Genomic DNA, 22,523 nt, shown 5'->3' on the forward strand with positions numbered 1-22,523 from the left:
GACGGACAGTAACGCTATCGTCTGCCAACATGTCCAACGATAGCACCGCGCGCATCGTGGCCGGTCTGCGCGCGTGGATCGCGCAAGCTCCGCCGGGCGCGCGGATGCCGTCCAACCGGGCGCTGATGGCGCAGTACGGCGCGGGCCCCGTGACCGTCCAGAAGGCGATGCACGCGCTCGCCTCGGCGGGGCTCGTGGAGTCCCGCCCCGGCGTGGGCACGTTCGTCCGCGCCGTGCGGACCGTGCGGCCGCCGGACTACGGCTGGCAGACCGGCGCCCTCCGGTCACCGCGAGCCCCCGTCCTGGCCACGCCCCTGCGCGGGCAGCTGCCGGACGCGATCGGGCTGCACTCCGGCTACCCCGACCGCGCCCTGCTCCCCGAACGGCTGGTGCGCGCCGCGCTCGCCCGTGCCGCCCGCGCCGACACGGCCCTGGCCAGGTCGGACACCGCCGGCCTGCCGGAGCTGCGGGCGTGGTTCGCGGGCGAACTCGGCCAGGCCACGCCGACCGGGGTGGCCCCACCCGCCGCGCGCGACGTCGTGGTCCTGCCCGGCAGCCAGAGCGGCCTCAGCTCGATCTTCCGGGCCCTGGTCGGCGCCGGCCGGCCGCTGCTGGCGGAGTCCATGTACGTCAGCGGGGTGCTGCAGGCCGCGGCGCTCGACGTCGTCACCCAATTCGGGTGGCGCACCCACCTGCGCGCCCTGCGCCACGAGCTGCGCGCCCGGCGCGACCTGCTGGTCGACAGCCTCGCCGAGCACGTGCCGGACGCGCACCTGGAGCACGTGCCGCCCGGTGGCCTGAACCTGTGGGCCCGGCTGCCCGACGAGACCGACCGGGACCGGCTCGCCCGCGACTGCGAAGCCGAGGGCGTCGTGATCGCGCCCGGTGCCGAGTGGTTCCCGGCCGAGCCGTCCGGCTCGTTCATCCGGCTGAACTTCTCCGGCCCGGACCCCGACCGCTTCCCCGACGCCGCCCGGATCATCGGCCGCGCGCTGGCCCGCGCGTCGGACCGGTGAGCTCAGGCCTCGGCAACGGCTTTCACGTGCTCGTTGCGCACCACGATCAGCCGGTGCATGTACCGGTTGAGCAGGGCGAACCCGACGACGGCGCCCAGCGGGCCGAACGGGGCGGCGAACTCGACCACGTCGCGCATGAGCGTCCCACCGTGCCCGTCCGGCTCGAAGTGGTGCGCGTGGCGCCAGCGCCGGAACGGGCCGCGCACCTGCTCGTCCACGAAGTACCGCGGCGGGTCGTAGGCGCTGATCAGGGACGTCATCCGCCACCTCACGCCGAAGTGCCTGGCCTGCCAGGTCACCGTGTCCCCGGCACCGAGCCGGCCGGACGTGACGCCACCGACGGCCCGTTCGCCCGAGCCCGCCATGGAGCCGGTGTGCACCTCGACCTCCAGCGAGACGTCGAAGACCCGCCGCGGCGGCGCGGCGACCGCGGTGACGACCTCGAAACGCGTCATCCGCCGACCCTACGACCCGAAAACGACTCGGCCGCACGGGTGTCGCCCGGCTGACCTCGCGCCGAGGTGATCCGCGGGAAGGGTGGCGGCGTGCGCAGGACACCGCAGGACGTGATCCTGAGCCCGACCGGCCCCGTCGTGATCGACTGGCGCGACACCGCGGAGGGACCGCCGGACCTCGACATCGCGGTCACCGCCCTGATCACCGCCCAGGTCGCCGTGGACGACTCGCCGCTGTCCGGGATCGCGAACGCGGCCCTCCCCGCGTTCCTCACGCACGCCGGTGGGCGCCCGGCCGATCACCTCGACCACGCGGTCGCGTTCCGGCGCGCGGACCCCAACCTCACCGAACGGGAAGCGGCCCGGCTGACTGAGGCCGCCTCCCTGGTGCGCGCCAGGGTTTGAGAGGCTGGCGGAGGGGGTGGCCGCATGAGCGACCGCACAGAACGCACCACGCTGGTGCACCACAAGGAGTTCGTCCGGTTCTGGGCCGCCGACACGGTGTCGTTGGCCGGCACGCACGTCACCACGTTGGCGCTCAAGGCCGTGGCGGTGTTGACGCTCGGCGCGACCGCCACCGAGGCGGGCATGCTCGAAGCCGCGCGCTGGTTGCCGTACCTGCTGTTCGGGCTGGTCGCGGGCGCGTTGGTGGACCGACGCCGCAGGCTGCCGGTGCTGATCGGCACGGACCTGGCCCGCGCCGCGGTGCTGGCGCTGATCCCGCTGGCGGCGTTCACCGGCACGCTCACCATGCCGCTGCTGATCGCGCTGGTGGTGGTGTTCGGGACGTTGTCCCTGTTCTACGACGCGGCACACCAGTCGTTCCTGCCGCTGCTCGTGCCGACCGAACGCCTCACCGACGCCAACGCCCGGCTGGAGCAGACGCGGTCCGCCGCGCAGGGCCTCGGGCCGCTCGTCGGCGGCGCGCTGGTCAAGTTCATCGGCGGACCGCTCGCCGTGCTGGTCGACGCGGTGTCCTACCTCGTCTCGGGCCTGGTGCTGGCCACCCTGCGCACTCGCGAACGGCCCGTCGAGGCGCCGGTGGCCCGCGACCTGCGCGGTGAGGTGCGGGAAGGGCTGCGGTGGGTCTACCGGCACGAGGTGCTCCGGCCGCTCGCCCTCGGGTCGCACGCCTGGTTCCTGTGCGTCTCCATGGTCACGGCCGCGTACACGGTGTTGGTGCTGGACGAACTGCGCTTCGACGCCTTCCTGTTCGGCGTCACGTTCGCCGTGGGCGGTGTCGGCGGGTTGCTCGGCGCGTCGTTGTCGGGCCCGGCGGGACGGCGGTTCGGCGTCGGCCCGGTGATCGTGGCGGCGCGCTGGCTCACCCCCGTCGGCTACGCGCTGGTCCCGTTGGCCACGTCGAGCACGATGGGGTTCGTGCTGCTGTGCGCGGCGCAGTTCGTGTTCTTCCTGTCCGCCGTCCTGGACTCCCCGCTGGAAATGGCCTACCGGCAGTCGATCACGCCCGACCGGTTGATGGGCCGGATGAACGCCACCATGCGGTCGGTCAACCGGGCCATGATCGTGTTCGGCGCGCTGCTGGGCGGCGCGCTGGCCGACTGGCTGGGCAACCGGCCCGCGCTGTGGATCGCCGTGGTCGGCCTGCTCGGCACCGCCCTCGGCATGACCTGCTCCGCCGTCCGCCGGGCCAGGATGTAGCCGTGGAACTGCGCCGCGCCCGTCCCGCCGACCTCGACCAGGTCGCCGCGCTGGACGACTCGTTCACCACCGACACCGTGCTCGACGTCGTGGTCACGGCCGATGGCTTCACCCTGCGACCGACGGCGGTCGACCCGCCGTTGCACAAGGTCTTCCCACCCGACGACGACCCGGGCGGCACGGTGTTCGTCGCCGCGGACGGCCCCCGCGTGCGCGGGTTCGTCAGCGTCGACCTCGAAGACTGGCACCGGCGGCTGGTGATCGGGCAGGTGACCGTCGCCCCCGGCCACCGCGGGCGCGGCATCGGTCGGGCACTGGTGGACCACGCCTGCGCCCACGGCCGCGAGCACGGCGCGCTGACCGCGTGGCTGGAGACGTCATCGGTGAACGTGCCCGCCGTGCGCGCCTACGAGCGGATGGGGTTCGCGTTGTGCGGCCTGGACACCACGTTCTACCGGGGCACGCCCGCCGAGGGCGAGATCGCGCTGTTCTTCGCCCGGGACCTCTAGCAGGGAGAAGCCGCCGGCAGGTCGCCGGACACGTAAGCGCCGGGCGGCACGCCCATCGTGGCCCGGAACTCGCGGGTCAGGTGGGCCTGGTCGTAGTAGCCCAGCTCGGCCGCCAGTTGTGCCCACTCGCCGCGCCTGCCCCGCGCCACCACCCGCCGCACCCGGTCGACCCGCGCGTACTGCTTGGGCGACAACCCGACCGCCCTGGTGAACAGCGTTCGCAGGTGCCGTTCGCTCAGACCCAACGCCCGCGCCGTCTCCGCCACGCCCCGCGTGCGCAGCAGCCGTGCCGCCGCGTGCACCAGGTCCGACCGCCGCGGATCGGCCGACGAGACCCGGTCGAGCAGCACCGACACCAACTCGGCCTCGTCATCCACCGACCGGCCCCACAGCTCGCTCAACGGCACGATCCGGCCGGCCAACTCGTCCACCGGCACGTCCAGCACCGCCTGCGCACGCCCCGGCGTCAACCGCACGACCGTCCGCCACGCCGATCGCCAGGCGTAGTACCGCGCCCGGTCCCGCGGCCCGACGACCACCGCCCCCTTGGTCCGCGAGCACACCACCAGCGTGGCGGCCGGGTCGGGTTCGAGGACGTACGTGTCACCCTCGAACGACTGGCTACCGATAGTGCTGACCCACGGCCGCAATCCCCGCTCCACGGCCACGACAACCGCCGAAACGTCCAAGACCTTCCCGACCCCGGCGAACCAGACTCGTGGCATGTTCCTGATCACGGGTGCCACCGGCACCGTCGGCCGCGAAGTCGTCCGCCTCCTCACCGACCGCGACGTCGACTTCCGCACCATGTCCCGCACCCCCACCGGCGACCAGGTCCACGGCGACCACACCGACCCGGCGTCCCTGGACCGGGCCTTCGAGGGCGTGGACGCGCTGTTCCTGCTCGGGCCGGGCACGCCGGACCTGCCCGCCTACGACTCGGCCGTGCTGGACGCCGCCAAGCGCGCGGGTGTGACCAAGGTGGTGAAGCTGTCCGCCATCCCGGTCGGCCCGGTCGCCGCGTGGCACCGTCCCGGTGAAGAGGCGGTGCGCGCGTTCGCGGCGTGGACGTTGTTGCGCCCCACCGTGTTCGCGTCGAACTCGCTCCAGTGGGCTCCGCTGATCGCCGCCGGCGAGCCGATCCCGAACGCCATGGGTCCGATCAAGCTCGGCGTCGTGGACCCGCGCGACATCGCGGAGGTGGCGGTGCAAGCCCTGCTCCACGACCACCACGGGCGGACGTACACGCTCACCGGCCCGGAACTCCTCGCCATCCCCGACCAGGTCGCCGTGCTGGCTGACGCCCTCGGCCGCGGGCTGTCCTCAGTGGACGCGGGACCGGAAGTCCTGCCCGCGGCGTACGCCGAGGCCATGTCCACGATCCGCGTCGAGGACGTCTCGGTCCTGTCGGACGACGTCGAGCACGTCCTGGGCCGTCCGCCGCGTACTTACGCCACTTGGGCGCGCGAGTGCTTCCCGGGGCTCGCGTCTACGTAGGCCGACCGATGTCTCCGCGAACGTGCGCGGACACAGTGGACCCATGAACGACGACCAGTGGAACACCCCCGCCCGCGACGAGACCCCGGCACAGCGCGACGACCGGAACTACGGGGAGATATTGCAGGAGATGCGGGTCGCGCAGACCGGCGTGCAGTTGTTGCTGGCGTTCCTGCTCACCCTGGCGTTCACGCCGAAGTTCGGCACCCTGAACACGTTCCAGCTCGACGTCTACGTGCTCAGCCTGGTGCTGGGCGCGACCTCCACCGCGCTGCTGATCGCGCCGGCGCCGTTCCACCGCCTGGTGTTCCGGCGCCGGCTCAAGTCGCAGCTCGTGCGCACGTCGAGCCACCTGCTGCTGGCGGGGCTGGTGCTGCTCAAGCTCGCGCCGGCGGCGGCGTTGCTGCTGATCCTGGACGTGGTGCTCGGCCGGTGGCCCGCCGTGTGGGTCACCGGCGGCATCGTGGCCTGGTTCAGCTTCTGGTGGTACCTCTTGCCCTTGCGCTACCGCTTAACCCGACGCGCCCAGGTGCCGGACGGCCTCACGGGCGATGTCGGTGCGCGACCGCACGCCGAGCTTCGCGAGCACGTGTGACACGTGCGTGGCGACCGTGCGGCCGGACAGGAACAGCCGTTCCCCGATCTGCCGGTTCGACAACCCGGTCACCACGAGCTCGGTGACCTTCAGCTCCATCGGCGTCAGGCTCTCCCAGCCGTGCGTGGCCCGCCGGTGCTTGGCGTGCGGGCCGCGCCGGATGCCGTGCACGCGCAACCGGGCCAGCAACCGGGTCGAGTCCCAGTCCGCGCCGAGTTCCGCGTGCACGTCCACGGCGTGGCTCAACGCCGCCCGCGCCGACGTCCGGTCGCCCGCCGCCGCGAACAGCTCCGCCGCACCGGCCAGCGCCTTGGCCCGGAACAGCGGCCGTCCCGCCGACCGGTACTCCTCGGCCGCGTGCAGCAGCCCGACCGGGTCGGCCGACACCAGCGCCCGGCAGTAGGCGGCGGACGCCCGGCGGTGCGGCACGGCCGGTTCGGCGGCCAGCACCTCGGCGTGCGCGACCGCCGCGGCGGCGTCCTCGCCCAGTTCCACGGCCAGCCGCACGAAGTCCGGCAGCAGGTCTTCCACGCAGTCCCAGCCGGTCAGCACCGACCACGCCTCGCGCACCCGGCCGGCCTGCTCCAGCGACAGGCTCACGGCCAGCGCCAACGGCCCGATCACGTGCCCTTCCAACCCCGTGCCCGCCGCGTCGAGGTGGCTCCGGGCACCCGCCGCGTCACCGCGGTGCAGGTGGATCAACGCCGCCACGCCGTGGTCGCACCGCGACGCCATCGGGTGCTTGAGGTCGTCGGCCAGCAGGTCGACGTCGACCAGCGCCTCGTCCCACCGGCCCGCGTCCAGCAGCAGCTGCCCCAACGCGCTCTGCGCCTGCGCGAGCCGGACCAGGTTGCCGACCTGGTCGGCCGCGTGCCGCACCACCTGCGCGGACGCGATCGCCTCGGCGCCGCGGTCCAGCTCGCCCAGCGTCACGGCCTGGTTGATCTGCAGCAGCAGCCGCAGGTCCGACGCCGCCGGCTCACCCATGGCCACCGCCAGCGCCCGGTCGAACAGCGGCAGCGCCTCGGCCATCCGGCCACGCGCCATCGCCACGATCGTGCGCACGTGCAGCGCCCAGCTCGTGGCCCACCGGTCGCCGCCGACCAGCGCGGCCTGCGCGAGCCGTTCGGCGTCGTCCAGCTCGCCGATGTCCCAGTGCGCGCGGGCGGCCAGCACGAGCAGCCGGGCCCGGTCCGACGGCGTGACGTCCGGTGCCGCGAGCGCGCGCTCCACCTCCACCAACGTCTCGGCCGAACGCCCGGTCATGCTGCGGCACTGCGCCAACGTCCAGTGCAGGTCCACGAGCGTGCCGTGCTCCAGCCCGGCCAGCGCGACGGCTTCCGCGCCGTGGTGGTCGCCCAGCCGGAACCTCGCCTCGGCCAGGTGCGCCAGCAGCACACCGCGCCGGGCACCGGCGTTCGGCGCGACCACGACCCGGCCGAACAGGTCCACGGCGGCCTCGGGCGCGTGCGCGACGAGCACCGAGCCGTGCGCGACCAGCCAGTCCGTCGCCCAGTCGGGCATCCGGTCGTCGGCGGCGAGCAGCTGCCGGGTCACCCGGTCCACGCCCGCGCCCGTGTCGGCCAGCGCCCGTGCCGCTTCGGCGTGCCACGCGGCCCGTGCCGCCTCGGGCACCTCGTCGTACAGCGCGGTGCGCACCAGCGGGTGCCGGAACGACAGGCCGGCCGTGCCGTCCACCAGCACGCCCGCCACGGTCGCCTCCTGCAACGCGGGCAGCAGGTCCACCACCCGCTGCCCGAGCACCGCGGCCAGGTCGGCGACCGGGAAGTCCACCCCGAGCAGCGCGGCGGCCACCAGCACGCGCCGCACGTCCGCGCCGAGGAACCCGATGCGGTCCGCGATCGCGGCCGACAGCGACGGCGGCACGCCGGCGTCGACCAGCCGGGCCGTGCCGGTGGCGTCGACCTCGACGGCGGCACCGCGCAACAGCGCCTCGACCAGTTCGACCAGGTAGAGCGGGTTGCCGCCGGCGTCCTCGGCCAGCCGCGCCAACGCCTCGTCCGGCGTGCCGCCCGCCAGGTGGCCGGTCAGCTCCACCACCGCGGCCGGCGCCAGGCGCGGTAACGACAGCCGGGGCACGCCCTTGCGCAGCACGGCCAGGTCGTCCCGGCGCGGCAACGGCCGCAGCAGGCCGATCAGCAGCAGCGGCAGCTGCGGCACCAGACCCGCCAGTCGCCGCCACACCGCGACGCTCGCCTCGTCCGCCCACTGCAGGTCGTCCAGCACCAGCACCACCGGGCCGATCGCGCACAGGTCGTCCACACGCGCCAGCAGGCGTTCGGCGGTGACCGCGGCGCTCTCGGACCTGGCCACGGCGAGCGCGTCGAGCAGCGGCAGCAGCGGGAGGGGACGGCCCAGCTCGTCACCCGCGCCCCGGCACACCCGGAAACCGCGGGCCGCCGCCGCGTCGCACACCGCCCGGACCAGCGCCGTCTTGCCGATCCCCGGCTCGCCCTCGACGAGCAGCGCGGTGCCCCGCCCCCCGGACAGCTCGTCCACCAGCGCCAGGAGGCGGCCCAGCTCACGCTCGCGGCCCGCGAGACGCAGTGTGACGGCGCGCACACCGTGAGAATACGGCGCTAACGGCGGGTTAACAAGATGTTACATTGCGTGGCAATTAACCTGATCGTCAACCAGTTATCCGATTGTTCACGCCGATTCCGCTCCGCGCCCCTCCGACTGCTGCCACGGTAATCGCCGGAATTCCCCGTCCCTGTCGACTGGAGAACGCATGCGAATCGCCCGAGTGCTCGTCGCCGTCCTGCTGGTGGCCTCCTTCACGACTGCCGCGCAGCTCTCCACCAGCCCGTTCGGCGGAATGCCCTACAACTGACCGGCGATATTCCAATCGGGCGGGCAACATTCCACCCGGGTTGGTGAATAGCCACGAATAGCGGTCGCCCGGACAACGGAGTCCGGCGAGCCCGTTCGGCGGGCACCGAACATTCGTCCTTCTCCCGCCCTGGACGGGGCCACTACGCTGCGGAAGCGTGGCAACGGCTGCCCCGACGCGAGGCGCCGCGCGCGTCCTGCGCTGCGGCGCGGTCGGCCTGTGCACCGGCCTGCTGGCCGTGCTCGCCCACGCGACCGGCGGCGGCCACGTGCCGTCCCTGCCCCACGTGCTGGTGTTCGCGCTGGCCATGGCGTGGACGTGCGTGCCGCTGGCCGACCGGCAACTCGGGTTCGCCGACCTGCTCGGCCTGGTCGGCGTGGTGCAGGTGGCCGCGCACGTGTTCCTCGGCGTGCTGTCGCGGCACCCGCGCGAGGTGCTGCCGTCGCCGTCGATGCTGCTGACCCACGTCGTGGCCACGGCGATCGTCGTCGCCGCCCTGGCGGGCTTCGAGCAAGCCGTGTTCCGGTTGGCCGCGGCCCTGGCCGCCGTGCTGCCGCGCCCGCTGTGCCCGCCGCCCGCGTTCGCGCCGCTGCGCATCCCGATCGCCGCGCACCCGCCACAGCCCCTCTCCGAAGTGCTGCGCCGCCGCACGCTCCCCCGACGGGGTCCCCCGATCTCCTAGGTATGCCGCACCTCCCCACCACCGTCCCGCGTCCGGGCCGGTGGCGTCCCCCCGTACCCAGGAGTTCTCGCCATGACCGAGTCCTGGCGCGGCCTCGTGCTGCGCTTCCACTTCTACGCGGGCGTGCTCGTCGGCCCGTTCGTGCTGATCGCCGCCCTCACCGGCGTGCTCTACGCCGCGACACCGCAACTGGAGTCGTGGCTGTACGCGGACCACCTGCGGGTGCCCGCGTCCACGTCGTCCGTGCCGCTGTCGGAGCAGGTGAAGGCCGCGGTGGCCACCCGACCGGACGACGACCTGGTCGCCATCCGCCCCGCGCCCGAGCCGGGCGCCACGACCCGCGTGCTGTTCGCCAGTGACGGCGACGCGCGGCCGACCGTGTTCGTGAACCCCGCCGACGGCGCCGTGGTCGGCGAGCTGATGACCTACGGCACCAGCGGCGTGCTGCCGCTGCGCACCACCATCGACCAGCTCCACCGCAACCTGCTGCTCGGCGAACCCGGCCGGCTCTACAGCGAGCTGGCCGCGTCCTGGCTGTGGGTGGTGGCGTTGGGCGGCCTGTTCCTCTGGTTCAGCCGCCGGCGCGCGCAACGCACCAAGCCGACCACCCGCAAGCACGCGACCGTGGGCCTGTGGGTGCTGGTCGGCGCGCTGTTCCTGTCCGCGACCGGGCTGACCTGGTCGGCCTACGCCGGTGAGAACGTCGCCGACCTGCGCAAGGCGCTCAACTGGACCACGCCGGCGCTGGCGGGCGGCGGCGACCACTCCGGGCACGACATGTCCAACCCCATCCCGGCGCCCCCGGGCCAGGTGGACTCCGTGCTGGCCACCGCCCGGTCGGCGGGCATCGACGCGGGGCTGATCGAGATCACCGTGCCGCCGATGGCGGGCATGCCGTGGAACGTCACCGAGATCGACCGCTCGTGGCCCACGCAGGTGGACGCGGTCGCGGTCAACGGGGACGTGGTGGACGAGGTGCGGTTCGCCGACTACCCGTTGGCGGCCAAGCTCACCCGGTGGGGCATCGACCTGCACATGGGCGTGCTCTTCGGCTGGCCCAACCAGCTCCTGCTGCTGGCCGTCGGGCTCGGCCTGGTGACGATGGTGGTCCTGGGCTACCGGATCTGGTGGCTGCGCCGGCCGACCCTCGGCTTCGGCCGGCCGGTGCCGCGCGGGCAGTGGCGGAGGGTGCCGCGGGCGCAGCTCGTGGCCGTGCTCGTGGTGGCCGCGGTCGTGGGCTGGTTCGTGCCGCTGCTCGGGGTGAGCCTGGTGGCGTTCCTGCTGGTCGACGCGGTGCTGAGCGCACGCTCGCGGCGACGGAAGGCCAGCGAGTCGACGGCCGAGTCGGCGCCGGTCGCCGGATGAGCCACGTGCGCCGCTCGGGCCGGTAAACGGCGAGACGGCCGAGCCGGGTGCGGGTTAGCCTCCAGCCATGCGCTTTGGTTGACGCCCCCTACCGCCCCCGGCTCGGCCGCTGGCCCGCCTCGCGGTGGGCTGGGCGGTGCTGGCCGACACCGTGCCGATCTACCCGCTGTACGCGCTGCTGTTCGTGTCCACCGGGTTGTCCGACGCCGAGGTCTCCGCGCTGTTCGCGATCTGGTCGACGGTCGCGGTCGTGGCGGAGGTGCCGTTCGGCGCGTTCGCGGACCGGTTATCCCGCAAGTGGTCGATCGTCGGCGCCGGGGTGTGCCAGGCGGCCGGTTACGCGGTGTGGACCGTGCTGCCCGGGTTCACCGGGTTCGCCGCGGGTTTCGTGCTGTGGGGCGTCGGCGGTGCGATGTCGTCCGGCGCGGTGGAAGCACTGCTGCACGACGGGCTGGCGGAAGCCGGTGCCGCCGCGCACTTCGGACGCGTGCTCGGCCGGGTCACCGCGGTCGGCCTGCTGGCCCAGATCCCGGCCGCGTTGCTGGCCGTGGCGCTGTTCTCGGCGGGCGGCTTCGTGCTCGCCGGGTGGGTGAGCGTGGCGACGTGCTTGGGTGCGGCCCTGGTGGCGATCCGGCTGCCGGAGACCCCTCGACCGGAACCTTCGGGTTACCTGGCGCTGGTGCGGTCCGGGCTGGCCGAGGCCGTGCGCGTGCCGGACGTGCGGCTCTCGGTGCTGGTGGTGGCGATGCTGGCGGCGATCGACGCGTTCGAGGAGTACTTCCCGCTGATCGCGGCGGACTGGCGGGTCCCGGTGGCGCTGGTGCCCCTGGCGACGTTGGCGATCCCGCTGGCCGGTGCCGCCGGTGCGGCGCTGGGCGGCACGCGGCTGCCGCTGGGCGTGCTGCTGGGTGCTTCGGCGGTGCTGCTGGGCGTGCTGGGGGTGGTCGCGCACCCGGCGGGGCTCGCGGGCGTGGCCGTGTTCTACGGCGTGTACCGGCTGGTGTGGGTGAGCGCGGAGGCGCGGTTGCAGGCGCGGATCACGGGTGACGCGCGGGCGACCGTGACGTCGGTGGCGGGGTTGGCCAGTGAGGTGTTCGCGTTCGCCGTGTACGGGGCTTGGGTGTTGGGCGGTGTGGTGGCGGTGGCGGTCGTCGTGCTGGTACCCGCGTTCCTGCTGCCGTTTTCCGGCCGGCGCGGGCGTTCGACTCACGGGGCGGCGAGGGATTGGGTTTCGGGGTAGGTGGGCAGGTCGGTGGGGGTGGGGCCGCCCGAGCGGACCGCGGTGGCGGTGCGGACGGCTTCGGCCAGGGCGGCGCGGAACGGGAGCGAGCCCGTGCTGACGCGGCGGACGCCCAAGTCGCGCAGGGTGTCGGTGGGCAGTGAGGGGAGGGTGTTCAGGGGAACGGGGACGGCGGCGACGATGGCGGTGATCTCGGGCTCCTGGTCGAGGCCCGGGACGAAGATGCCGTCCGCGCCGGCGTCCACGTAGGTCTGCGCGCGGCGGAGGGTGGAGGCCCGGTCTACGGACAGCCAGTGCGTGTCGACGCGCGCGTTGACGAACAAGCCCGGTGCGGTCTCCTTGACCGCGCGGATGATCGCCGCCTGCTCCGCCGGATCGGCCAGGCCGGCGCCGCGGCCGTCCTCCACGTTCACGCCCGCGACGCCCAACTCCCACAGCTCCGCCGCCAGCCCGCGCGCGTCACCGAACCCCGCCTCCACGTCCACCGTCACCGGCACGGGCAGCCGCACCAGCAGCCGCGCCAACGCCACTGTCTCCGCCCGCGCCACCCCCGCCGCGTCCGGCAGCCCGTGCGCCACCGCCACGCCCAGGCTCGTCGTGCCCACCGCCGTGAACCCGGCCCGCGCGAAAGCCGCCGCCGACGCGAAGTCCCACGCGTTCGGCAGCACCAGGAAGTCGTCGTGCAACCGGTGGAACGCCCGCGAGCCCTCCACCAGCGCCACCGCGTGCGCCTGCCCCGGGCACGCGTGCCGCCCGGCACCGAACCACGCGTCACGCAGGTCCACCTCGACCACCGAACCGTCCGGCGCGACCCGCCGCGTCACGGGTACCGGCGGCTCCTGCCCCGCGATCATCGCCCGGGTCGCCGCACCGGCCTGCACCAGCACCCCGATCAGGTTGGCCGTCTCCTCGTCCCACGCCCCACCGCACGCCGCGACCAGCCGTGCCACCGCCGCGTCCGCCTCGGCCGTGACGGGTAGGTGCGGCTGGTAGCACGAAGCCACCACGCCGACGTCCGGCGCGACGGACCGCGGCAGCCCCAACGCCTCCGCCAGCACGGCCACCGGCTCACCGGCCCGCCGCACCGACGCGGGGTCGACCCGCGCCAGCACCCGCTCGACCGACGCCCGCCGCCGCACGTGGTCCGCGCCCTCGCTGAACCGCGCCACCCCCGCCCGCAGCCAAGCCACCCCGGCCGACGCAGGCGGCACGGGCGGAACCACGTAGGACGAATTCCTCAGCACGCTCATGCCGCCCAACGTAGGCCGCCATCACTTCGGCGCTCGCCGAACCGTCACGAGCGCACAATGACCCCATGGCAGCCGACGAACTGGCGACCCTCGCCGCCCTGCTGGCCGACCGCAGCCGAGCCCGCTTCCTGCTCGCGCTCCTGGACGGCCGCGCGTGGACGTCCGGTGAACTGGCCCAAGCCGCCGAAGTCGCGCCGTCCACGGCCAGCGAGCACCTGACCCGCCTGGTCCAGGGCGGTCTCCTGGTCGAACGCCGCCAGGGCCGCCACCGCTACGTCCAGCTGGCCGGCCCGAAGCAGGCACGCCTGCTCGAAGACCTGCTCGCCTACCTCGGTCCCACCGACCCGCCGAAGCCGACGTTGCGCGCGTCCGCCGCCAACCAGGCCCTGCGCCGCGGCCGGACGTGCTACGACCACCTGGCCGGCCGCCTCGGCGTGACCATCACCGACGCCATGACGGCCCGCGGCCTGCTCACCGACGACCTCGCCGTCACCGACGACGGCCTCGCGTGGCTCAGGCACGAGTTCGCGTTCACCCCACCGGCCACTCGCCGACCGCTCGCCAGGCCGTGCCTGGACTGGACCGAACGCCGATCGCACCTCGCGGGCGCGGTGGGCGCGCACGTGTGCGCCCACCTCCACGCCAACGACTGGGTGCGCAGGATCGGCACGGGACGCGCGGTCCGGCTCACCCCGACCGGCGAGACGGCCCTGCGCGACCTGCTCGGCGTGTCACCGCCCGCCTGAAACCAGTCCTCTGTGGACAGACGTCTAGCGCGTCAGCCACTTCGGCAGCCAGGACGAGTTGCCCGCGGGCAGCACGTCGACCACGACGCAGGTGATGTTGTCCGGCCCGCCACGCGCGTTGGCCGCCTCGATCAACGCCCGCACGGTCTCGTCACCGTCCGCCGACGCGGTCAGCAACTGGGCGATCTCCGCCGCGCTCACCACGTCCGACAGGCCGTCCGAGCAGATCAGGTACCGGTCGCCCGCCTCGACGTCCTGGAAGAACAAGTCCGGGTCGTGAGCGCTGCCCGCCTGCAACGCGCGCATGAGCATCGACCGGCCGGGGTGCTCGGCGGCCTGCTCGGCGGCCATCCGCCCGTCGTCCACCAACGCCTGGACCATGGTGTGGTCGCGGGTGATCTGGGTCAGCTCGCCCTCGCGGACGACGTAGCAGCGCGAGTCGCCGATGTGCCCGACCGCGAACCGCTCGTCGTCCCACAGCAGCGCGGTGAGCGTGGTGCCCATGCCGCGCATGTCGAAGTTCTCCTCGGCCAGGTCGGTCAGCCGGATGGCGATCTCCCGCGCCGCCCCGGACAGCTCGCCGAGTGGGTCGTCGGCCTCCACGTCGAGGTCGGCCAGCACCGCCACCGCGATCGAACTCGCCACTTCGCCGTACGCGTGCCCGCCCATGCCGTCGGCGACGGCGAGCAGGCGTTCGCTGAAGTACACGGAGTCCTCGTTCGCTTCACGGCGCAGGCCGGGGTCGGTGCCGACGGCGTACCGGAGCGCATACATGCCGCACAGTGAATCACCCGCACGAGTGCCCGTGAGCAGGGCATGTCCAATCCGGCCGGCAGGGACGGCCCGAGTCGGTCAGCGGGGACGGCCGTAGAACTCGCTCAGGAGCAGCATCGCGGCCCCCGCCGCCACCACGTCATCACCCAGCGGGGTGATCGACACGTCCACCGGCAGCCACTCGTCCTTGGGCAGCCTGGCCCGCACGCCGTCGAGGTAGGCGGTGGGTTCGGCGAGCACCGCGCGACCGGCCAGCACCACGTGGTCGATGTCGAGCAGCTGCACCAGGTCGGCTACCGCCACGCCCACGATGTCGGTCGCCTCGACCAGGTCGCCCTGGGCGGCGGCGAGGTTGTGCAGCGCCTCGATGCACCCGCTGCGCCCGCAGACGCACGGCGGGCCGTCGAGCTGGAGGGTGGTGTGCCCGTACTCGCCCGCGTTCGTGCGCACGCCCCGGTGCACGCGGCCGTCGAGCAGCATCCCGATGCCGAGGCCGGTGCCGACCAGCACGAGCACCGCGTCGCGCAGCTCCTCGCCGCGCCGCCACGCCTCGGCGACCACGGCGGTGTTGGTGTCCTTGTCGAGCACGACCGGCAGGCCGAGCCGTTGTTCGGCCAACGCGCGCAGCGGCACGTCGTGCCACTCGGTCAGGCCGGTCGGGTAGTGCACGACGCCCGTGCGGTGGTCCAGCGGGCCGACGAACCCGATGCCCACCCCGAGCAGGCGCTCACCGCGGAGGCGTTCGCTGCGCAGGCCGTCGACCAGCCGGTTCAGCTCCTCCACGAACGTCGGCGGGTCGAAGTCGCGCGGCAGCGGGGCGACCGCCCGGTCCAGCACGGTGCCCGCGAGGTCGGTGAGCACGACCCGCAGCTCGTCGCGCTCGACCTGGGCGCCGAGCGCGAGCCTGGAGTCGGCGACGAGCTTGAGCAGGGTGCGCGGCTTGCCGACGCCGACGTTGCGGGTGCCGGACTCGACCAGCAGGCCGTCGTCGATGAGCCTGCTGACCACCTTGGACACCGCCTGCGGGGTCAGCCCGCTGCGGTCGGCCAGTTCCACCCTGGTCACCGCACCGGAACGGGCCAGCCCGAGCACCACCGCGTCGTTGTACCCCCGCAGGAAGCGCAAGTTGGCCACGGGTCCATCATCGCACCTGGCTTTTTACTCCACACCGTTGCTTTAATCGTCGCCATGCCTCTCCGCACCGGACTGCTCGGCTACGGCATCGCCGGCCGGGTGTTCCACGCACCGCTGATCGCGGCGACGCCCGGCTTGGAGCTGAGCGCCGTCGTCACCGCCGACCCGACCCGCCGGGCGCACGCCCAGGCCACCTACCCCGGTGTCCGACTGCCCCGGGCGGTCGAGGAGCTGTTCGCGCTCGACCTGGACGTGGTCGTGGTCGCCACCCCGAACCGCACCCACGTGCCGCTGGCGCTGGCGGCGATCGAGGCGGGCTTGGCGGTCGTGGTGGACAAGCCGTTCGCGCCGACGTCGGCCGACGCCCACCGGGTGCTGCAGGCGGCGAAGTACCGGGGCGTGCCGGTGACGGTGTTCCAGAACCGGCGGTGGGACAGCGACTTCCGCACGGTCCGCTCGCTGCTGGCCGAGGGCGCGCTGGGCACGGTGACGCGGTTCGAGTCTCGGTTCGAGCGGTGGGTGCCGGAGGTGTGGGACAACTGGCGCGAGTTCGGCGCGCCCGAGGAGGCCGGCGGGCTGCTGTACGACCTTGGCGCGCACCTGGTCGACCAGGCGTTGGAGCTGTTCGGCCCGGTGTCGACGGTCTACGCGGAGCTGGACCGGCGGCGGCCCGGCGTCGAGGTGGACGACGACGTCTTCGTGGCGCTGACGCACGTGAACGGGGTGCGTTCACACCTTTGGGCGAGTTCCACGGCGCCGGACCACGGGCCGAGGATGCGCGTGCTGGGCTCGACCGGCGCGTACGTCTCGCACGGCCTGGACCGGCAGGAGGAAGCCCTGGCCGCAGGCAAGCCATTTGACGATTTGTCGACAAATGGCCGGTTGGGGTTGCCGGCCGACGCCGAGGAGGTCGTCGGGCTGCCCGGCGCGTACTCGGAGTTCTACCGGCTGCTGGTCGCCGCGCTGACCGACGGCGGCCCGCTGCCGGTCGAGCCGGAGTCGGCCGTGCGGGCGCTGGAAGTGATCGAGGCGGCGTTCACCTCCGCCCGGACCGGACAGGTGGTGTCGCCGTGAGCTTGCTGGAGACGTTGGCCGAGCAGGAGGCACGGCTGGTGTTCACGTCGTTCGACAACGAGGTGGCGCTGGCGCTGGGCGCGTTCCTGCTCCAGGCCGCGCGCGAGCGGTCCCTGCCCGTGACGATCTCGGTGCGGCGCGGGCAGCAGCGCCTGTTCCACGCGGCGCTGCCCGGGACGTCGGCGGACAACGACGAGTGGATCGACCGCAAGAGCCGGGTCGTCGACCGGTACGGGCAGAGCTCCTACCGGGTCGGCGAGAGCTTCCGCGCGAGCGGCAAGACGTTCGAGGCGGACTCCCGCCTGGACCCCGACCGCTACGCCGCGCACGGTGGCGTGTTCCCGGTGAACGTGGCCGGCGTCGGCCTGGTGGGCACGGTCGGCGTGTCCGGCCTGCCCCAGGCCGACGACCACGCGTTCGTCGTGGAACAGGTGGAGAAGTTCCTCGCCACCACTTAGACCCCGGGCGCGCCGGCTGCCGCCCAGCCGACGCGCCCTTGCCCACCCGACGGCCCGTCCTGCCCCCGGACGGGCCGTCGGGCGTTTCCGCGGTCCGGTCACATTCCCGGCGACCCGTGCGTCATGCCACCGACGAATCGGTGACACGACGATCGGAGCGGCACGGCGATGAGCGACAGCGAGGTCTGCGGCACGGTGGCGGACGGTTTCGAGGCGGTGCGGGAGGAGTTCGCCCGCGCGGTCGAGCCGGGGTGCGGCGCGCAGTTGGCGGTCTACGCGCACGGACGTCGAGTGGTCGACCTGTGGTCCGGCGACGCGGTCTCCGGCGACGGGGCCACCGACGCGGTCTCCGGCGACACCCTGACCGGCGTCTACTCCGCGACCAAGGGCGCCGCGACGGTGACGGTGGCGGTGCTGGTGCAGGACGGCGCGCTGGAGCTGGACCGGGCCGTGGCGCACCACTGGCCGGAGTTCGCCGCCGCGGGCAAGGACCGGATCACCCTGCGGGACGTGCTCTCCCACCGTTCCGGCGTGATCGGCGTGGACGGCGGCCTCACCGCCGAGGAACTCGCGGACGACGAGGTGCTCGCACGACGGCTCGCCGGGCAGCGGCCGTACTGGCGGCCCGGCTCGGCCTACGGCTACGGCGGGTTCGTGACGTTCGCGATCGTGGGCGAGGTCGTCCGCCGGGCCACGGGTCGCTCGCTGCAAGAGCACTTCGAGGAGCGGGTGCGGGCGCCCCACGGGTTGGACCTCCACCTCGGGCTGCCGGAGGCGCTGGAGGACCGGTACCGGGAGGTGCTCCCCGGGCAGGCGAGCCCGGAGGAGCTGGCCGCGTTCTGGGCCGACGTCCCGGGACCGCACAGCCTCACCGGCATCGGTTACGCCCTGAACTCCACCCCGCCGCTGGACCAGGTGGCCTTCCTCAACACCCGGCGGGTGCGCGCGCTCGGCCAGGCCTCCGGCGGCGGCGTCGGCAACGCCCGCGGGCTGGCCGGGTTGTACGCGGCGGCGGTGTTCGGGCTGGACGGCCGGGACCCGCTGCTCGACCACGACACCGCGGGCGAGTTCGCCGTGCTCCACTCCACCGGTCGCGACCTCGTCACCGGCGAGGCCGGCCAGTACGCGCTGGGGTTCCAGGCCAAGGGCCTGCGCTACCCGTTCCTGAGCGCGAACGCGTTCGGCCACAACGGATCAGCGGGCGCGGAGTCGTTCGCCGACCCCCTCCTCGGCATCGCGTTCGGCTACACCCGCCGCCGCTTCGCCTACGACTGGTCCTACCCCGAGCACGACCGGCTGGCCGCCGCCGTCACAACCGCCGCGCGCGAAACGTCAGCGCAGTGACAACCGCAGTGACCACCTCCGAATCCCGAAAGGACTCACCCGACATGACCTCCGCCCAGGACACCCTCCAGTCCCGCCTGCCCAACCCCTCCGTGCTCATCCCGGAGCTGCCGCAGATCGCCGGAGGGCTGTTCCAGGCCGTCGGCAACGGCTCGATCCCGCAGACCACCGTCAGCCTGGTGCAGCTGCGCGCCGGGCAGATCGTCGGCAACACCTACCTGACCACCCTGCACACGGCGAACCTGCGCAAGGCGGGCGAGACGGAGGACCGCATCACCGCTGTCGCGTCCTGGCGCGACGCACCCCACTTCACCGCCGCCGAACGGGCCGCGCTGGCCCTCGTCGACGCCGTCCTCACCCCCAATCCGCACGGCGAACGCGTCTCCGACGAGCTGTACGCCGAAGCGTCCGCCCACTACGACGAGAAGGCGCTCACCACGCTCGCCCTGGCGATCGGCCAGGTCTGCCTGTTCATCCCCGTCGCCCTCATCGGCAAGCCGCTCCCCGGTCTCACGCCCGCGGAGCAGTGGCGGAGCTGAGGCGTCGGGCGGTGAGGGCGCCGGACTCTCCCCCGGCGCCCTCACCGGTTCAGCGCCCCGACGGCGCCGGCCGGGTCAGCAGAACACCTCCATCAGCATCTCCTCGCGGCCCACCAGGTCACCGGGGTCGGGCGCGGAGGTCACCGAGGCCGCCATGCGGGTCTTCGTGTCCGCCGTGCTGACCATCAGGCTGGCGTAGCCGGGGATGCCGCCGCCGTGGCCCCAGACCGTGACGCCGCACGGCAGGTCCGTGGCCTCGATCCCCAGGCCGTAGCCCTGAGTGGCCGGCGAGGCCGACAACAGCTCCGCCTGCTGCGCCGGGCGGAGCAGGCGGCCCTCCAGCAACGCGTCCGCGAACCGGTTCAGGTCCGCCGTCGTGGAGATCATCTCGCCCGCCGCGTACGCGGCCGACGGGTTGAACTCGGTGATGTCGACCACCTGCCCACCCGCGCGGATGTACCCGTGCGCGTGCGGACCGGGAACGTCGGTGCGGGTGCCCGGCACGGACGTCGACCGCAGGCCGAGCGGGCGCAGGACGCGCTGCTCCACCGCCACGCCGTACGGCCGGCCGGTGATCTTCTCGATCAGCATCCCGGCCACGACGTAGTTCGTGTTCGAGTACGACCAGCCCGTGCCGGGCTGGAAGTCGAGCGGCCGCGCCGTGGACAGGGCCACCAGCTCGGCGGGCGCCCACGTCTTGTACCGGATGCCGACCACGCCCTCCGGGTCGAGCGGTAACGCGGACGTGTAGTTGTAGAGCCCGCTGGTGTGCTGCAACAGGTGCCGCACGGTGATCCGGTCGCCGTCGGGCAGCAGGCCGGGCAGGTACCGCTGCACCGGCGCGTCCAGCTCGACCTTCCCCTCGCCGACCAGCTGGAGCACGACGGTCGAGACGAACGTCTTGGTGATGCTGCCGATCCGGAACCGACCGTCGGTCGGCACCGGGCGCGGCGAGTCGACCCGCGCGGTGCCGCTGCGCGCGGTGAACTCGTGCCGCCCGTCCACGACGCGGACCTGGACACCCTGCGCCCCCGTGCGCGTCAGGTCGTCCAACACCCGCTGCAGCACCTGCCGGTCGATGCGACCGGCCTGCCCGACCGACGGCTCGGCCACCGCCGTCCCGCCGACGCCCACCACCGCCAGCCCCACGGCGGCGACCAAGGCGAATCCCCTCTTGCCCCTCAACGCGGTCCTCCTTCCGTCCCCGTCGAGACCCCCTCGACGGGATCGAGTCTGGCCTTCCGGCGGGGTTCGCACGTCGGACCCTGGTCTGGGAGGGGGTCAGACTTTAGGCTCGTCAACCCTTAGTGGTCGACGCTCTCCGGAACCGGTTCCGAAGGGTTCTCCACTACTCCGTTCGAGTGACGACAATGGTCTAGACCTTGACCGTGAAGTGGTCTGAACCACATGGTGGCGTCAACCCTGCACTCCTTTCCTGACAAGGAGCACGATGTCCAAGATCCGATGGCATGTCACAGCGTTGTTCGTGGCGGTCGCCACGTTGGTGGTGGGACTGGTCGTCGCACCCGCGGCCAGCGGTGCGGGCGGCGTCTCGGCCACCTTCAGCAAGGGCTCGGACTGGGGCACCGGCTACGAGGGCAAGTACACGATCAAGAACGGCGGCACGACCGCCCTCACGTCGTGGACGGTCGAGTTCGACCTGCCCGCCGGCCACCGGGTCAGCTCCCTGTGGGACGGCTCCTACACCGCCAGCGGCCAGCACGTGACGGTGAAGAACACGTGGAACGGCAACGTCGGCGTCGGCGGCACGGTGAGCTTCGGCTTCAACGTGGCGTACTCCGGCGCGTACAGCGGCCCGGCCAACTGCAAGCTGAACGGCGCGTCGTGTGACGCCGGTGGAACCACCACGACCACGACGACCACCACTACGACGACGACCACCACGGACACGACGACGACCACCACGACCACCAGCAACCCGCCGGTCGGCTCGCGGAAGAACCTGGGCTACTTCACCCAGTGGGGCGTCTACGGCCGTCAGTACTTCGTCAAGAACATCCACACCTCCGGCTCGGCCTCGAAGCTGACGCACATCAACTACGCGTTCGGCAACGTGCAGAACGGCCAGTGCACCATCGGTGACGCGTACGCCGACTACGACATGGCCTACACCGCGGCCAACTCCGTCGACGGCGTCGCCGACACGTGGGACACCGGCGCCCTGCGCGGCTCGTTCAACCAGCTGCGCAAGTTGAAGAAGATGTACCCGCACATCAAGGTGCTGTGGTCGTTCGGCGGTTGGACCTGGTCCGGCGGCTTCGGCCAGGCGGCGCAGAACCCGGCCGCGTTCGCCGAGTCGTGCTACAAGCTGGTCGAGGACCCGCGCTGGGCGGACGTGTTCGACGGCATCGACATCGACTGGGAGTACCCGAACGCCTGCGGTCTGACCTGCGACACCAGCGGCTTCGGCTCGTTCAAGACGCTGTCGCAGGCGCTGCGCAACCGGTTCGGCGCCAACTACCTCGTCACGGCCGCCATCACGGCGGACGGGTCGAACGGCGGCAAGATCGACGCGGCCGACTACGGCGGCGCGGCGCAGTACCTCGACTGGTACAACGTCATGACCTACGACTACTTCGGCGCGTGGGCGGCGCAGGGCCCGACGGCTCCGCACTCGCCGCTGACCTCGTACCCCGGCATCCCGACCGCCGGGTTCAACTCCGACGCGGCGATCCAGAAGCTGAAGGGCAAGGGCGTGCCGGCGGCCAAGCTGCTGCTGGGCATCGGCTTCTACGGCCGCGGTTGGACGGGCGTGACGCAGTCCGCGCCGGGCGGCACGGCGACCGGCGCCGCGCCGGGCACCTACGAGGCGGGCATCGAGGACTACAAGGTCCTCAAGACCAAGTGCCCGGCCACCGGCACGGTCGCGGGCACGGCGTACGCGCACTGCGGCAACCAGTGGTGGAGCTACGACACCCCGTCCACCATCGGAGGCAAGATGGGCTACGCCAAGACCCAGGGCCTGGGCGGCGCGTTCTTCTGGGCGCTCGACGGTGACACGTCCAACGGCGAGCTGGTCACCGCCATGGGCAACGGCCTGAAGTAACACCCGCACCACCACGAAGGGCCCTGCGGGCGTCTCCCCCGCAGGGCCCTTCGCCGTCCTGAGCGTTGAACTCGGGGTACCTGAACGTAGGACACGCGCGTTCCGAACGTAGGACACGCGCGGCGCGAACGTACGACTCTCGCGCGTGTCCTACGTTCAGGGCGCGAGAGTCGTACGTTCGGCACCGGTGAGTTCCGCGTTCGGAACGCGGGCCGACTAGGGCGTGTCTCCAAATCTTCGGCCTGGTAGTAGGTCATGATTG

General features: G+C 73.0%; 22 protein-coding genes. 15 read left to right on the top strand and 7 right to left on the bottom strand.

The annotated features are described in order from the left end of the window. Window positions 1–29: 29 nt before the first annotated feature. Entirely contained in the window at window positions 30–1,016 is a 987-nt protein-coding gene (locus tag A6A25_RS08015; RefSeq protein ID WP_073887280.1) for an aminotransferase class I/II-fold pyridoxal phosphate-dependent enzyme, read from the top strand. Window positions 1,017–1,018: 2 nt separating this feature from the next. Here A6A25_RS08015 and A6A25_RS08020 read toward each other — a convergent pair whose 3' ends face one another. Next, window positions 1,019–1,471, bottom strand: coding sequence for an SRPBCC family protein (locus A6A25_RS08020; protein ID WP_073887281.1), 453 nt, complete (start codon window positions 1,469–1,471; stop codon window positions 1,019–1,021). Between the two features lie 90 nt (window positions 1,472–1,561). On the opposite strand from A6A25_RS08020, the gene A6A25_RS08025 reads away from it, so the two are divergent. From A6A25_RS08025 to A6A25_RS08035, 3 genes are read left to right on the top strand one after another with little or no spacing between them, the layout of a single operon-like run. Further along, the gene (locus A6A25_RS08025; protein ID WP_143193018.1) at window positions 1,562–1,876 is read left to right on the top strand and encodes a hypothetical protein; all 315 of its coding nucleotides are present in this window, start codon (window positions 1,562–1,564) and stop codon (window positions 1,874–1,876) included. A gap of 24 nt (window positions 1,877–1,900) precedes the next feature. Beyond that, the gene (locus A6A25_RS08030) at window positions 1,901–3,133 is read left to right on the top strand and encodes an MFS transporter (RefSeq protein WP_073887283.1); all 1,233 of its coding nucleotides are present in this window, start codon (window positions 1,901–1,903) and stop codon (window positions 3,131–3,133) included. Between the two features lie 2 nt (window positions 3,134–3,135). Then, on the top strand, window positions 3,136–3,642 hold the full coding sequence (locus tag A6A25_RS08035) for a GNAT family N-acetyltransferase (RefSeq protein WP_073887284.1): 507 nt from the start codon (window positions 3,136–3,138) through the stop codon (window positions 3,640–3,642). Here A6A25_RS08035 and A6A25_RS08040 read toward each other — a convergent pair. Continuing rightward, window positions 3,639–4,367 carry a helix-turn-helix domain-containing protein gene (locus A6A25_RS08040; protein ID WP_158073694.1) on the bottom strand — a complete coding sequence of 243 codons (729 nt, stop codon included), beginning with the start codon at window positions 4,365–4,367 and terminating at the stop codon, window positions 3,639–3,641. The genes A6A25_RS08035 and A6A25_RS08040 overlap by 4 nt on opposite strands. Between A6A25_RS08040 and A6A25_RS08045 the strand changes: the two genes are divergently transcribed. Together A6A25_RS08045 and A6A25_RS08050 are read left to right on the top strand one after the other, a co-directional pair. Then, the gene (locus A6A25_RS08045; protein ID WP_073887285.1) at window positions 4,366–5,139 is read left to right on the top strand and encodes an NAD(P)H-binding protein; all 774 of its coding nucleotides are present in this window, start codon (window positions 4,366–4,368) and stop codon (window positions 5,137–5,139) included. The genes A6A25_RS08040 and A6A25_RS08045 overlap by 2 nt on opposite strands. Window positions 5,140–5,182: 43 nt before the next feature. Then, entirely contained in the window at window positions 5,183–5,734 is a 552-nt protein-coding gene (locus A6A25_RS08050) for a DUF6328 family protein (RefSeq protein ID WP_073887286.1), read from the top strand. On the opposite strand, the gene A6A25_RS08055 is transcribed toward A6A25_RS08050, so the two are convergent. After that, window positions 5,651–8,317 carry a helix-turn-helix transcriptional regulator gene (locus A6A25_RS08055; RefSeq protein ID WP_073887287.1) on the bottom strand — a complete coding sequence of 889 codons (2,667 nt, stop codon included), beginning with the start codon at window positions 8,315–8,317 and terminating at the stop codon, window positions 5,651–5,653. The genes A6A25_RS08050 and A6A25_RS08055 overlap by 84 nt on opposite strands. Window positions 8,318–8,745: 428 nt before the next feature. On the opposite strand from A6A25_RS08055, the gene A6A25_RS08060 reads away from it, so the two are divergent. The 3 genes from A6A25_RS08060 (at window position 8,746) to A6A25_RS08070 (ending at window position 11,875) form a co-directional block, all read left to right on the top strand. Then, window positions 8,746–9,270: a hypothetical protein gene (locus A6A25_RS08060; RefSeq protein ID WP_083668105.1), complete on the top strand. Its 525-nt coding sequence runs from the start codon at window positions 8,746–8,748 to the stop codon at window positions 9,268–9,270. Between the two features lie 72 nt (window positions 9,271–9,342). Then, window positions 9,343–10,635 (top strand): PepSY-associated TM helix domain-containing protein, encoded by a 1,293-nt coding sequence (locus A6A25_RS08065; RefSeq protein WP_073887288.1) that lies wholly within the window; start codon window positions 9,343–9,345, stop codon window positions 10,633–10,635. A gap of 136 nt (window positions 10,636–10,771) precedes the next feature. Beyond that, the gene (locus tag A6A25_RS08070; protein ID WP_241828544.1) at window positions 10,772–11,875 is read left to right on the top strand and encodes an MFS transporter; all 1,104 of its coding nucleotides are present in this window, start codon (window positions 10,772–10,774) and stop codon (window positions 11,873–11,875) included. Here the strand turns inward: A6A25_RS08070 and A6A25_RS08075 are convergent. Next, on the bottom strand, window positions 11,842–13,125 hold the full coding sequence (locus tag A6A25_RS08075; protein ID WP_073887290.1) for an isocitrate lyase/PEP mutase family protein: 1,284 nt from the start codon (window positions 13,123–13,125) through the stop codon (window positions 11,842–11,844). The genes A6A25_RS08070 and A6A25_RS08075 overlap by 34 nt on opposite strands. Before the next feature lie 65 nt (window positions 13,126–13,190). Between A6A25_RS08075 and A6A25_RS08080 the strand changes: the two genes are divergently transcribed. After that, window positions 13,191–13,871 (top strand): ArsR/SmtB family transcription factor, encoded by a 681-nt coding sequence (locus A6A25_RS08080; RefSeq protein WP_073887291.1) that lies wholly within the window; start codon window positions 13,191–13,193, stop codon window positions 13,869–13,871. Window positions 13,872–13,895: 24 nt separating this feature from the next. Here the strand turns inward: A6A25_RS08080 and A6A25_RS08085 are convergent, their stop codons facing one another. Together A6A25_RS08085 and A6A25_RS08090 are read right to left on the bottom strand one after the other, a co-directional pair. Further along, window positions 13,896–14,645, bottom strand: coding sequence for a PP2C family protein-serine/threonine phosphatase (locus A6A25_RS08085; protein ID WP_073887292.1), 750 nt, complete (start codon window positions 14,643–14,645; stop codon window positions 13,896–13,898). A gap of 78 nt (window positions 14,646–14,723) precedes the next feature. Continuing rightward, window positions 14,724–15,779, bottom strand: coding sequence for an ROK family transcriptional regulator (locus tag A6A25_RS08090; protein WP_073887293.1), 1,056 nt, complete (start codon window positions 15,777–15,779; stop codon window positions 14,724–14,726). 54 nt (window positions 15,780–15,833) lie between these two features. Here A6A25_RS08090 and A6A25_RS08095 point away from each other — a divergent pair, with 54 nt between their 5' ends. The 4 genes from A6A25_RS08095 to A6A25_RS08110 all read left to right on the top strand — a co-directional run bounded on the left by A6A25_RS08095 (window position 15,834) and on the right by A6A25_RS08110 (window position 19,194). Further along, complete coding sequence (locus A6A25_RS08095; protein WP_073887294.1) at window positions 15,834–16,853, top strand: Gfo/Idh/MocA family protein; 1,020 nt, start codon at window positions 15,834–15,836, stop codon at window positions 16,851–16,853. Then, window positions 16,850–17,311: a heme-degrading domain-containing protein gene (locus A6A25_RS08100; RefSeq protein ID WP_073887295.1), complete on the top strand. Its 462-nt coding sequence runs from the start codon at window positions 16,850–16,852 to the stop codon at window positions 17,309–17,311. The genes A6A25_RS08095 and A6A25_RS08100 overlap by 4 nt, the downstream gene beginning before the upstream one ends. A 168-nt stretch (window positions 17,312–17,479) precedes the next feature. Then, window positions 17,480–18,655 (top strand): serine hydrolase domain-containing protein, encoded by a 1,176-nt coding sequence (locus A6A25_RS08105; RefSeq protein WP_073887296.1) that lies wholly within the window; start codon window positions 17,480–17,482, stop codon window positions 18,653–18,655. A 44-nt stretch (window positions 18,656–18,699) separates the two neighbouring features. Beyond that, complete coding sequence (locus A6A25_RS08110) at window positions 18,700–19,194, top strand: carboxymuconolactone decarboxylase family protein (protein WP_073887298.1); 495 nt, start codon at window positions 18,700–18,702, stop codon at window positions 19,192–19,194. Between the two features lie 75 nt (window positions 19,195–19,269). On the opposite strand, the gene A6A25_RS08115 is transcribed toward A6A25_RS08110, so the two are convergent. Further along, window positions 19,270–20,379: a serine hydrolase domain-containing protein gene (locus A6A25_RS08115; RefSeq protein WP_083668107.1), complete on the bottom strand. Its 1,110-nt coding sequence runs from the start codon at window positions 20,377–20,379 to the stop codon at window positions 19,270–19,272. A 265-nt stretch (window positions 20,380–20,644) separates the two neighbouring features. On the opposite strand from A6A25_RS08115, the gene A6A25_RS08120 reads away from it, so the two are divergent. Continuing rightward, entirely contained in the window at window positions 20,645–22,261 is a 1,617-nt protein-coding gene (locus A6A25_RS08120) for a glycosyl hydrolase family 18 protein (RefSeq protein ID WP_073887302.1), read from the top strand. The last annotated feature ends 262 nt before the right edge of the window (window positions 22,262–22,523 follow it).

It is taken from the genome of Saccharothrix sp. CB00851 (genome assembly GCF_001905065.1).
Taxonomy (GTDB): Bacteria; Actinomycetota; Actinomycetes; order Mycobacteriales; family Pseudonocardiaceae; genus Actinosynnema.

What these genes read in the sequence shown, in the direction of transcription:
- A6A25_RS08065 (WP_073887288.1), top strand. Translation starts at nt 9,343, where the DNA reads ATGACCGAGTCCTGGCGCGGCCTCGTGCTGCGCTTCCACTTCTACGCG.
- A6A25_RS08085 (WP_073887292.1), bottom strand. Translation starts at nt 14,645, where the DNA reads ATGTATGCGCTCCGGTACGCCGTCGGCACCGACCCCGGCCTGCGCCGT.
- A6A25_RS08105 (WP_073887296.1), top strand. Translation starts at nt 17,480, where the DNA reads ATGAGCGACAGCGAGGTCTGCGGCACGGTGGCGGACGGTTTCGAGGCG.
- A6A25_RS08120 (WP_073887302.1), top strand. Translation starts at nt 20,645, where the DNA reads ATGTCCAAGATCCGATGGCATGTCACAGCGTTGTTCGTGGCGGTCGCC.
- A6A25_RS08080 (WP_073887291.1), top strand. Translation starts at nt 13,191, where the DNA reads ATGGCAGCCGACGAACTGGCGACCCTCGCCGCCCTGCTGGCCGACCGC.
- A6A25_RS08030 (WP_073887283.1), top strand. Translation starts at nt 1,901, where the DNA reads ATGAGCGACCGCACAGAACGCACCACGCTGGTGCACCACAAGGAGTTC.
- A6A25_RS08095 (WP_073887294.1), top strand. Translation starts at nt 15,834, where the DNA reads ATGCCTCTCCGCACCGGACTGCTCGGCTACGGCATCGCCGGCCGGGTG.
- A6A25_RS08050 (WP_073887286.1), top strand. Translation starts at nt 5,183, where the DNA reads ATGAACGACGACCAGTGGAACACCCCCGCCCGCGACGAGACCCCGGCA.
- A6A25_RS08015 (WP_073887280.1), top strand. Translation starts at nt 30, where the DNA reads ATGTCCAACGATAGCACCGCGCGCATCGTGGCCGGTCTGCGCGCGTGG.
- A6A25_RS08045 (WP_073887285.1), top strand. Translation starts at nt 4,366, where the DNA reads ATGTTCCTGATCACGGGTGCCACCGGCACCGTCGGCCGCGAAGTCGTC.
- A6A25_RS08110 (WP_073887298.1), top strand. Translation starts at nt 18,700, where the DNA reads ATGACCTCCGCCCAGGACACCCTCCAGTCCCGCCTGCCCAACCCCTCC.
- A6A25_RS08040 (WP_158073694.1), bottom strand. Translation starts at nt 4,367, where the DNA reads ATGCCACGAGTCTGGTTCGCCGGGGTCGGGAAGGTCTTGGACGTTTCG.
- A6A25_RS08020 (WP_073887281.1), bottom strand. Translation starts at nt 1,471, where the DNA reads ATGACGCGTTTCGAGGTCGTCACCGCGGTCGCCGCGCCGCCGCGGCGG.
- A6A25_RS08075 (WP_073887290.1), bottom strand. Translation starts at nt 13,125, where the DNA reads ATGAGCGTGCTGAGGAATTCGTCCTACGTGGTTCCGCCCGTGCCGCCT.